We start from the raw sequence: 11,131 nt of genomic DNA, 5'->3' as shown, positions 1-11,131 counted from the left end.
GATCGGATACGATGGTCGTACACAAGTGTCCGAGGATAGCGACAGCATGCCTGAGACATGGCCTCGCTGGCTTGAGCAAGGTGCGGGTTGCACAATCTTTTCGCAAGTCGTTCGCCGAGTAACAACAGGCCGTTGCATGCCACGGTGTTTCAGGGCGAATCGAGTGGACGGCTCTGCTAGTATGGCGGGCTTTTGTTGCGCCAAGGGTTTCGGCAGCGCGCTTGCACATGGCGACCAGCCCAGGGTGAGGCGCGGCCGACGAGGGCGCCAGGGCGTGATGCGAACAACGGGCGGTGAGGGGAATGATCCATGAAGGTTGACGTGGTAGTGATTGGTGCCGGAGCCGCCGGTCTGATGTGTGCGCTGACGGCGGGCTACGCCGGACGCTCGGTGCTGGTGATCGATCACGCCAACAAGCCGGGCAAGAAGATCCTGATGTCCGGCGGCGGGCGCTGCAACTTCACCAATATGGCGACGACCCCGGCCAACTTCTTCTCCGCCAATCCCCACTTCTGCATCTCGGCGCTCAAGCGCTATCGCCCGGAGCACTTCGTCGAGCTGGTCGAACGCCACGGCCTCGAGTACGTCGAGAAGGCGCCGGGACAGTTGTTCTGCGCCGACTCCGCCAAGGACCTGCTCCAGGTGCTGCTGACCGAATGCGACTGGGCCGGCGTCGAGCTACGCCTGAAGACCAGTGTCGAGCGCATCGAACGCCAGGGCGAGGGCATGCGCCTGGCCACCTCCGCCGGGCGCATCGATGCCGGTGCAGTGGTCGTCGCCACCGGTGGGCTGTCGATCCCCAGCATGGGCGCCACCGGCTTTGGCTACGATATCGCCCGTCAGTTCGGCCTGGAGGTCACCGATACCCGGGCGGCGCTAGTGCCCTTTACCCTCACTTCGCAGTGGAAGGAGCGGGCGGCGGCGCTTGCCGGGGTGTCCACCGACGTCGTCGCCCGCTGTCGCGGGGGCGAGTATCGTGAACCCTTGCTGTTTACCCACCGTGGGCTGTCCGGTCCCGCCATGCTGCAGATCTCCAGCTACTGGCAGCCCGGCGACGACCTCGAGATCGACCTGATGCCCGGCAAGGACGCCTTCGAGGCGCTGTGTCAGGCCCGCCGCGATACCCCCAAGCGTCGCCTGTCCACCTGGCTGTCCGAGCACTACCCCAAGCGCGTGGCGCAGTCCCTGGTGGAGTGGCAGGGCGATGACGGCGTACTCGCCGAGCGCTCCAACGCAAGCCTTGCGGCCTGGGCGGACTTCCTCAACCGCTTTCGCATCAAGCCCTCCGGCACCGAAGGCTGGCGCACCGCCGAGGTGACCATGGGCGGCGTCTGCGTCGACGCCATCTCGTCGAAGACCTTCGAAGTCCAGGGCCTGCCCCAGCTTCGCTTTATCGGCGAGGTGCTCGATGTCACCGGCGAACTCGGCGGCTACAACTTCCAGTGGGCCTGGGCGTCGGCCGTGGCCTGCGGCCAGTCGGTGTAGACGCTTCGTCCCCCCCTGCCTACTCGTGCGACGGCAAGGCCTCCATCTCGCTGACCAGATGGTCGATAAAGCGGCGGATGCGGATCGGCAGGTGATCGGCGTAGGGGTAGACCGCGTAGATGTCGGCGTTGGGTAGCTGGTAGTCCGGCAGCACCCGTACCAGGCGTCCCTGCTCCAGATGTTCGTGCACGTCCCACTCGGCGCGCACGGCGATGCCGTGGCCGCGAATGGCCCAGGTCAGCACGCTCTCGCCGTCGTTGGCCGACAGGTTGCCACGGACCTTGACCTGATGGTGACGCTCTCCCCGGGTGAAGCGCCAGTTGCCGTAGGTGTCCTCGTTCTGTCTGAGCACGATGCAGTTGTGTTCGCTCAATGCTTCCGGGGTGTCGGGATGCCCGTGGTTCTTCAGATATTCGGGTGATGCACAAAGCAGACGTCGGTGGGAGGCGATCTTTCTGGCATGCAGTCCCGAGTCGGGAAGGGTGCCGAATCGGATACCGATATCGAAGGCATTTGCCACCAGATTAAGCGGGTGATCCGAGAGGTGAAGCTGACAGTCGATATCGGGGAATTGTTCGACGAAAGATGCGACGAAAGGAGCAATATGACGTCGACCGAATCCGAAGGGGGCGTTGATTCTTATCTGTCCCGAGGCTTCGTCGGCGTTCACCTTTAGTGCATGGTGAAGCGCTTCCATGTCGGCCAGCATGCGCTTCGCGTAGCGCAACATGACGACCCCGTCCGGGGTCAGACTCATGGCTCTCGGGGTGCGGTAAAAAAGCTGGGTGTCCAGGGATTTTTCCAGATTTGCCAAGCGCTTGCTGGCAGCAGCCGGGGTGATGTCGAGATCCTTTGCGGTGCGCGACAGGCTGCCCGCTTCACACAGGATGACAAAGAATTCGAGGTCGGCAAGCGATTTCATGGTTAACCCAGGCGTCATGGTAGCTTCAACCGCCAGTCTATTGCCGCCAATTGTCCCTGTCACCTAGCCTTCGTGAACCCGGCAAGACCTCCGGTTTACAGAATCTTCAGTGAGGTGACAGCAGATGAGAACGCATAAGGTGGCGGTGATTCCCGGTGACGGTATCGGCCTTGAGGTCATCGAGGCAGGCAAGCAGGTCATCGAGGCGCTGGCCAAGAAGAGCGGCGACTTCAACTTCGAATTCGAGGACTTCGACTGGAGCTCGAAGCGCTATCTGGAACAGGGCGAGTACATCCCCGAGGGTGGCCTCGCGAAGCTCGCGAAGTTCGACGCCATCTACTTTGGCGCCGTGGGCAGCCAGGACGTGCCCGACCACGTGTCGCTGTGGGATCTGCGCCTGGCCATCTGCCAGGGCTTCGATCAGTACGCCAATGTGCGCCCGGCGCGGGTGCTGCCGGGCGTGAAGAGTCGTCTCGAGGGCGCCGACAAGATCGACTGGGTGATCATCCGCGAGAACAGCGAGGGTGAGTACTCCGGCAACGGCGGGCGCGTGCACCAGGGGCTGCCCGACGAGATCGGCACCGAGCTTTCCATCTTCTCGCGCAAGGGCATCGAGCGGATCCATCGCTTTGCCTTCGAGATGGCCCAGAGCCGCCCGCGCAAGAAGCTGACCCTGGTGACCAAGTCCAATGCCCAGCGTCACGGCATGGTGCTGTGGGACGAGGTGTTCTTCGAGGTGGCCAAGGACTTCCCCGAGGTCGAGATCGATCGTGAGCTGGTCGATGCGGTGACCACCCGCATGGTGCTCAAGCCCGAGACCCTGGATGTGGTGGTCGCCACCAACCTGCACGCCGACATCCTCTCGGATCTTGCGGCAGCGCTTTCCGGCAGCCTGGGTATTGCGCCTACCGCCAACCTCAACCCCGAGCGCAGCTTCCCCTCCATGTTCGAGCCGATCCATGGCTCTGCCTTCGATATCGCGGGCCAGGGGATCGCCAATCCGGTGGGCTCGTTCTGGACCGCGGCGATGATGCTCGAATACCTCGGCGAGAACACCGCCGCCGAGCGCCTGATGGCAGCCATCGAGCGCCTGACCGAGTCCGGCATGCAGACCAAGGACCTGGGCGGCGACGCCATGACCCGCGACGTGACGGCGGCCATCTGCGCCGACATCGAGGCCCAGGGCTGAGTCTGAGATCCCCGTCGTTTCCTGCCCCCTGCGGGCAGGAGGCGATGACCTTGTCCCCGTCGGATGGCATCGATGCCGAAACACCGACGCGGGATTCGGGGAGGCTCGGCTTTCGAGCAGAGACTCCCCGCTCCACGAGCCCATCGAGAGGCTTGGCAGTAACAATCACAACGCCAAGGAGCAACGCCATGAAATCCCAAACCCTTCTTTTCAGTGCAGTGATCGCCGCGGTGGCGGCGAGTCCGAGCATGGCCGCCGACGACCAGAGTGACTGGCCCCAGAGTGTCACCATCGGCACCGGTAGCCAGGGCGCTACCTACTACATCTACGGCAGCGGCTGGGGCAACCTGGTCGGTGAGCGCACCGGCATCTCGTTCGGCGCCGAGGTCACCGGTGGCCCGGTACAGAACGTCACCATGGTGCAGATGGGCGAGCACGAGTTCGGCATGGTCACCATGGGACCGGCCTACCAGGCCTGGCAGGGCAACAGCAAGCTGGCTCCGGGGGTCGAGCACACCGACGTGCGCGCAGTCTTCCCGATGTACCAGACGGCGCTGCAGGTGATCGCGCTCGAGGACTCGGGCATCGACTCCATCGATGACCTCGACGGCAAGACCGTCGGTATCGGGCCGGCCGGTGGTACCGGCGATCTGTATTTCCCGCAGATCTTCGACAAGCTCGGGATCGAGGCAGATACCCGCAACGGCGGCGCTGCCGACCAGGCCGGTCAGGTCCAGGATGGCCTGCTCGATGCGTTCGCCTTCGCCTCGGGGATTCCGGTATCGGCGTTCAGTCAGCTGGAAGCCCAGGCCGACGTCAACATCTTCTCGTTCTCGCCGGAGGAGAGTGAGCAGTTCCTCGAGGACTTCCCGGCACTCAGCGCCTCGTCGATCCCGGCCAGCGCCTATCAGTCGCTGGACGAGCCGACACCGGCGGTGTCGATCTGGAACTTCGCCATCACCCACAAGGACATGCCGGAGGGACTGGTCTACGAGGTCACCAAGGCCGTGATGGAAGAGCATGAGCGCATGCTCAAGGTCCATGGCTCGGCCAAGGAGACGCTGCCGGAAAACTTCTCCCAGAACAGCTTCATGCCCTGGCATCCGGGCGCCGTGCGCTGGTTCGAGGAGAACGGCTACGACATCCCGGACGATCTGGAAGGCTGAAGTGCTATGGCGCCGGCCGTCTGAGACGGTCGGCCCTTGAAGCTCGTGAGCCGGGGTCCGCCAGGGCCTCGGCCCTCGTGACCTGAGGTACAGCGAGATGACAACGACAAGACAACCGGAGCCCGCCGACGAGGTGGCTCCGCTTCAGACGGTGGTGGCGGATGGCGCCGACGAGCTGCCCCGTGCCCACAACGAGCGCGTCCTCGGCGGGCTGGTCGGCAGGACAGTGATGCTCGGCTGCGTGCTGTTTACCGCGATGCACCTCTACGCGCTGAATATCGCGCCGATCGAGACCTGGACCTTTCGCATTCTGCACATCGCCGGTGGACTGATGGTCGGCTTCGCCATCACCGCAGCGATGTCGGTGGACCCTGAAGGCGGGGCCGGCAAGGGCTCAAGGCCAGCAGGACTCGAACGTCTCGCTGCGCTGATCACGGCACTCGCCAGTGGCTACGCGGGTGCCTGCGCGCTGGCCCTGTGGGGGCTGAGTGAAGGCCCTGGTGTGGCGGTGACCAACTGGCTGCCGCTGCATCTGGCGGTGGCGCTGGCGATCGCCAGCGTGGCGGGGGTGGTATCGAGCTGGTGCTTTCCTAGTCGTGGTGATCGCATTCACTGGCCGGATCTGGCGCTGATGGTATCGGCGCTGGTGGTGGCGGCCTTTCTGATCTTCGTACTGGGACGCTGGCGCATGGCGGCGGGCACTCCGCTGGTGGGCACGCCTGAGCTGCTGGTCTCGGCCAGTGGGGTGCTGTTGATCATGGAGCTGACCCGGCGTATCGCCGGTCTGGCGCTGATCGCCATCACCAGTGTCTTCCTGCTCTACGCCTTTGCCGGGCCCTACCTGCCGGGCATCCTCGAACATGACGGCTACACGGCCAAGCGCTTCTTCACCTACCTGTACACCGACAGCGGGGTGCTGGGGCCGACCACCGCGGTGTCGTCCACCTACATCATCCTGTTCATCACCTTCGCCGCCTTTCTGCAGGCCTCCAAGGTCGGGGACTACTTCGTCAACTTCGCCTTCGCCGTGGCCGGGCGTTCGCGCGGTGGCCCGGCCAAGGTGGCGGTATTCGCCTCGGGGCTGATGGGCATGATCAACGGCACCTCGGCGGGCAATGTGGTGGCCACCGGCTCGCTGACCATCCCGTTGATGAAGCGGGTGGGCTACCATCCGCTCAGCGCGGGCGGCATCGAAGCGGCAGCCTCCACCGGTGGCCAGATCGTGCCACCGATCATGGGCGCCGGCGCCTTTATCATGGCCGAGATCACCGGCATCCCCTATACCGAGATCGCCTTCGCCGCGCTGATTCCGGCGGCGCTGTACTTCCTCGCCATCTATCTGATGGTGGACCTGGAAGCCCGACGCGACGGCATGCAGGGTCTGCCCAAGGACCAGTTGCCGCTGGTCACCGAGATGCTCAAGCGGGTCTATCTGTTCCTGCCGATCATCATCCTGATCACCACCCTGTTCATGGGCTATTCGGTGATCCGTGCCGGTACCCTGGCGATGGCCAGCGCCGCCGTGGTGTCCTGGCTGACGCCGCACTGGATGGGGCCCAAGGCCTTGCTGCGGGCGCTGGAACTGGGGGCCCGAATGTCGGTGCCCTTGATCGCAGTGTGCGCCTGTGCCGGCATCATCGTCGGCGTGATCTCGCTGACCGGCGTCGGTGCGCGCTTTGCCTCCATGCTGCTGGGGCTGGCCGACACCAGCCACTTCCTGGCGCTGTTCTTCGCCATGTGCATCTCGATTCTGCTTGGCATGGGCATGCCGACCACGGCGGCCTACGCGGTGGCGGCGTCGGTGGTGGCGCCGGGGCTTCAGCAGATCGGTATCTCGCCGCTGGTGTCACACTTCTTCGTGTTCTACTACGCGGTTCTGTCCGCGATCACGCCACCAGTGGCGCTGGCCGGCTACGCGGCGGCGGCGATCTCCAACACCAATGCGCTGAAGACCGCGGCCACTTCGTTCAAGTTCGGCCTGGCGGCGTTCATCGTGCCCTTCATGTTCTTCTACAGCCCCGAGCTTCTGATGCAGGGGACCTGGTGGGCGATCCTGAGGGTGGCGATCACCGCCGGTATCGGCATCTATCTGCTGGCGGCGGTGCTTCAGGGCTATTTCCTGGCGGCTCCGGCGAATCTGCTCCAGCGTGTGGTGCTTGGGGCAGCCGCCCTGGCGATGATCTCCGGTGGCCTCGTCACCGACTTGATCGGCCTGGGACTGGGCGCGGCGATCTGGGGCGTGCAACGCTGGCGCCACAAGAGCGCCGGTACGCTGCCCTCCTGAGGAGCGCAAGGCAGCAAAGCCAGGACGCCGCGGTACCTGGCGTCCTGGACCTGAGCGCAAGCCCAGGTGGTAAATCGCGGGGGAGGCGGCCTACGGGCCGCCTCTTTTTGTGCTACTACCGTTTGCAGACGTGGAGGCTTCCTGTTCAAGCGATGCCTGTTCGCCACTTTTTTTCTCAGCCGCCCAAGGAATCGGCTACCAGCGACGTCTTTACATGTAGATGCCCCCCTGTGGGCTGATGTGTATTTCCGAGAGCCCGACCGCGAGGAGCGGCCACTTGTCGATTCAAGAGCCCGAAACCCGGGCGCCAACGGATGTAGAACTGGTGAAGGGCGCCGCCGGAGGCGAGCGTGAGGCCTTTGCGTGCCTGCTGTCTCGCCACTACGACCGGCTTTATGCGCTGGCCTGGCGGCTGACTGGCAGCCGCGCCGAGGCCGAGGATCTGACCCAGGACATCTGTCTTGCGTTGCCCGACAAGCTAATCCGCTTCGATGGGCGCGCCGCCTTTACCACCTGGCTCTATCGGGTCGCGGTCAACGCCGCCCACGATCGTCGCCGGCAGCAAGCCACGCGGCGCAAGGCTGCCGAGGGCTGGGAGGCCTGGGAGCGTGGCCGACACCAGCGCAATCGACAGCGCGACGATGAACAGCGCTGGCTCGCCAGGGCGATGGCGACGCTATCGACTGACCTGCGTGACACCGTGGCGCTGTCCCTGGGCGAAGGCATGACCCAGGCGCAGGTGGCCGAGGTGCTGGAGGTTTCAGAAGGTACCGTGGCCTGGCGCATGAGCGAGGTGAAACGACAATTGAGCGCGCTGGCCCAGGCGGAGGAGGAAAGATGAGTGATGAGCTGAAGCGCCTCGAACGGGCCTTGTCATCGGCACCCGCGCCGGAGGCGGAGGTGAAGTCCGGGCATCTAAAGGCGGCGCTTGACCGGTTCGATCAACGTCAGGCCGCCGACCAAGAGTCCAACGCCGAGCCACGTCTCTCGGGGGAAGGTCGCGATGACATCAGGTCGCGGCCGCGTTCACCCCGGAGGGATGCCAGCATGAACCGATCGCTTAGCCACAGCCCGTCACACCGTCGCCCATTGCATCGTCGACCATCAGTGGCTGCCGCCGCCTCGCTGGCGGCGCTGTCACTGGGGCTTTACCTGCTGTGGCCCCAGGGCCAGGACTTCGACGCCATGACAGGGCCCGAGCCGAGCCAGGATGCCGAGATGGCCGTCTCGCCACCTCGAACTGCCGGCAAGCCCGAGTCTGCCCCTGAAGCGAATGAGAGCGAACGTCTGGCGATTGTGGCGAGCAAGACAGGACCGGTGGCAGACCAGATGGCCGGTGACATGCCCCTTGATACGGCCGTCGTGACGGCTGTCGAGACGGAAAGCAAGTCTGCTGGGCAGGTCACTCAGTTGGCCGAGGCTCCCAGGCTCTCTGTGTCGCGATCTCCCGCGCTCTCTTCTTCACCATCGACGTCGCTCTCTCCTTCGACATCGATGGAGATGCGCGGCCTGATGCCGAGTCAGGAGGTCGCACGGATAGCGCCCTTGCCGAGCCCGGAACCTTCGGTCCAGATGCCCACCGCCTCCTCGGAAGCCTATCCCGAGTTCGACGCCTCGAGTGTCAGGGTGACCGCCGAGACGCCGGTGTCGACCTTCTCGGTGGACGTGGACACGGCAAGCTACGCGGTGGTGCGTTCTTCGCTGATGCAGGGGCAGTTGCCGCCGCCCCAGGCGGTGCGCATCGAGGAGATGATCAACTACTTCGGCTACGACTACCCCCAGCCGGACGCCGAGGCGTTTCGCCCGATGGTCGACGTCTTTGCCTCGCCGTGGAATCCCGAGCGTCAGCTGGTGCGGGTGGCGCTGCAGGGCAGGGCGGCCACGCCTGGGCCCCGCTCGCCGGTCAACCTGGTGCTGCTGATCGACACCTCCGGCTCGATGCGCTCGCCAGACAAGCTGCCCTTGCTCAAGCGCTCCATGTCGCTGTTGCTGGGTGAGCTGAATGACGACGACGAGGTCGCCATCGTCACCTACGCCGGCAGCGCCGGGGTGGCACTGGCACCGACTGCGGCATCGAACACAGAGGAGATCATGCAAGCGCTCGAGAGCCTGGCGCCCAGCGGTGGTACCGCCGGCGAAGCCGGCCTGAGCCAGGCCTATCGGCTGGCGGGGCAGATGAACGGCGAGGACGAGACGACCCGGGTGCTGCTGGCCACCGACGGCGATTTCAATCTTGGCCTGAGTGATCCCGAGGCGCTAGAGCGATTTATCGCCGGCCGGCGTGAGGGCGGCGTGTATCTGTCGGTGCTGGGCTTTGGCCGAGGTAATCTCGACGACGCCGTGATGCAGTCGCTGGCCCAGCATGGCAATGGTCAGGCCGCCTATATCGACAGTCTGGCCGAGGCGCAGAAGGTGCTGGTGGACCAACTGGCGGCGTCGCTCGAGCCCATCGCCAACGACGTCAAGGTGCAGGTCGAATTCAATCCGGCGCGGGTGCAGGAGTACCGCTTGATCGGCTACGAGACCCGCGCGCTCAGGCGAGAAGACTTCCGCAACGACCGCGTCGATGCCGGCGATATCGGCGCGGGTCATCAGGTGACGGCGCTCTACGAGATTGCTCCGGTGGGCTCGAGCGCTGCCCTGACCCGGCCATCTCGCTATCAGCAGGGACAGCAAGTGACGGGGGGCCAGCATGACGAGCTGGGGCATGTGGCGCTGCGCTACAAGGTGCCGGGGGAGTCGCAAAGCCGCCTGATCGAGACGCCGATCTCGCCAGGCGTGACGACAGCCGACAGCGAGGCGTCCTTCGCCGCCGTCATCGCAGGCTTCGGCCAGCTGCTGGGTGACGATCGCTACCTGGGCGACTGGGGTTGGGATGAGGCTATCGCGCTGGCAGAGGCCAGCAAGGGCAAGGACCGCTACGGCTATCGCGCCGAGGCGGTACGCCTGATGCGCCTGGCCGGCGGACTGTCGGATCGCTGAGTTTCTGCGCTACGCTTGAATGCATCATCTATTTCTTGTTCAGGAGAGAGTGTATGGCCAAGGCGCTGGGACAACGGCGGCTGGGGACGGTGCTTGAAGCCGTCATCCTTGAGATGCTCGATGACGCTCGTCAGGCCTATCCGCGCATCCAGGACCCCGAGGACAGCGAAGGGCTGCACGACTTTCGGGTGGCCTTGAGGCGCCTGCGCAGCACCATCAAGGAGTTTGGCGATCAGCCGGGGTTTGCGATCGACAAGGCGCTGTTGCGCCAGTTGACGGCGCTGGCGCGAGCCACCAACGACGCTCGCGACGGTGAGGTGATGCTGGCCTGGCTCGATAGCGTGGCCGAGTCGACGGGAGCGCCGGAGCGGGGTGCCATCGGCTGGTGGCGGGAACGCCTGGCGGCTCAGGTGGAACAGGAGTACGCCTCCATCGACGCCAGTGTGGCGGGGTTTCCGCTGCTCGACACCCGCCTGCGCGAGGCTGCCGGCAAGGCCGCTCTCAAGGACAAGGGCAAAGACAAGGACAGCAAGAAGAAGGACAAGAACAAGGACAAGAAAAAAGGCAGCAACAAGGCCGGCAAGGAGCCTCGGTTTGGTGACGCCTCGGCCCAGGTGCTGGCCCGGCTTGGTGAGGGCTGGCTTGAGGAGCTCGCAGCGGTAAAAGGGCGCGAGGAAGAAGAGACGCTGCACCGGCCGCGTATCACCGGCAAGCGACTGCGCTATCTGCTGCGTCCCTGGCGGGAACAGGGCGAGGTCTTCGCCGAGCTCGAGGAAGAGCTGAAGACCTTTCAGGATGCCTTTGGCGATCTCCACGACGACCTGGTGAGGGGCGACGTGCTGACCACGGCGGCGCTCTTGCACACCGAAGAAGAAACCCTGGATCGTCTGGAGGCAGCACTCGAGCAGGCCTCACCCAGGGCCACCGCGCCTCGCCACCTGCGCGGTTTCATGCTGCTGCATGCGCATCACGAGGCGCAGACAGAGCAGAACCTCAAACGGGTGCAGGCGCTATGTCGCAAGCCGCGCCTGGAGCGTCTCGAGGCCAGGATCAATGAGGCCGTGACACTGATGAAGGCTCCGCAATAGCGCTGAAAAAGACCC

The 11,131-nt window shown here is 64.9% G+C and carries 8 protein-coding genes; 7 read left to right on the top strand and 1 reads right to left on the bottom strand.

All coding sequences use genetic code 11. The annotated features are described in order from the left end of the window. The first annotated feature begins 309 nt into the window (after nucleotides 1–309). Nucleotides 310–1,485, top strand: coding sequence for an NAD(P)/FAD-dependent oxidoreductase (locus tag RBB39_RS14400; protein ID WP_045993318.1), 1,176 nt, complete (start codon nucleotides 310–312; stop codon nucleotides 1,483–1,485). 19 nt (nucleotides 1,486–1,504) lie between these two features. Here the strand turns inward: RBB39_RS14400 and RBB39_RS14395 are convergent, their stop codons facing one another. Beyond that, nucleotides 1,505–2,407 (bottom strand): LysR family transcriptional regulator, encoded by a 903-nt coding sequence (locus RBB39_RS14395; RefSeq protein WP_045993317.1) that lies wholly within the window; start codon nucleotides 2,405–2,407, stop codon nucleotides 1,505–1,507. A gap of 124 nt (nucleotides 2,408–2,531) precedes the next feature. Between RBB39_RS14395 and RBB39_RS14390 the strand changes: the two genes are divergently transcribed. From RBB39_RS14390 to RBB39_RS14365, 6 genes are all read left to right on the top strand, one after another. After that, nucleotides 2,532–3,596 (top strand): tartrate dehydrogenase, encoded by a 1,065-nt coding sequence (locus RBB39_RS14390; protein WP_045993316.1) that lies wholly within the window; start codon nucleotides 2,532–2,534, stop codon nucleotides 3,594–3,596. Between the two features lie 188 nt (nucleotides 3,597–3,784). After that, nucleotides 3,785–4,762 (top strand): TAXI family TRAP transporter solute-binding subunit, encoded by a 978-nt coding sequence (locus RBB39_RS14385; RefSeq protein ID WP_045993315.1) that lies wholly within the window; start codon nucleotides 3,785–3,787, stop codon nucleotides 4,760–4,762. 97 nt (nucleotides 4,763–4,859) lie between these two features. Then, nucleotides 4,860–7,046: a TRAP transporter permease gene (locus RBB39_RS14380; protein WP_371931877.1), complete on the top strand. Its 2,187-nt coding sequence runs from the start codon at nucleotides 4,860–4,862 to the stop codon at nucleotides 7,044–7,046. Between the two features lie 277 nt (nucleotides 7,047–7,323). Beyond that, a complete protein-coding gene (locus RBB39_RS14375) occupies nucleotides 7,324–7,887 on the top strand; it encodes an RNA polymerase sigma factor (RefSeq protein WP_197037111.1) in 564 nt (187 codons plus the stop codon). After that, complete coding sequence (locus RBB39_RS14370; protein ID WP_045993313.1) at nucleotides 7,884–10,028, top strand: VWA domain-containing protein; 2,145 nt, start codon at nucleotides 7,884–7,886, stop codon at nucleotides 10,026–10,028. Before RBB39_RS14375 ends, RBB39_RS14370 begins: the two co-directional genes overlap by 4 nt. Before the next feature lie 53 nt (nucleotides 10,029–10,081). Then, complete coding sequence (locus RBB39_RS14365) at nucleotides 10,082–11,116, top strand: CHAD domain-containing protein (RefSeq protein WP_052704386.1); 1,035 nt, start codon at nucleotides 10,082–10,084, stop codon at nucleotides 11,114–11,116. Nucleotides 11,117–11,131 lie beyond the last annotated feature (15 nt).

The sequence above is a fragment of the Halomonas sp. MMSF_3323 genome, from assembly GCF_030733595.1.
Lineage (GTDB): Bacteria > Pseudomonadota > Gammaproteobacteria > Pseudomonadales > Halomonadaceae > Halomonas > Halomonas litopenaei.
Note: the sequence above shows the minus strand (reverse complement) of the source record. Positions and strands in the feature narration are given on the sequence as shown.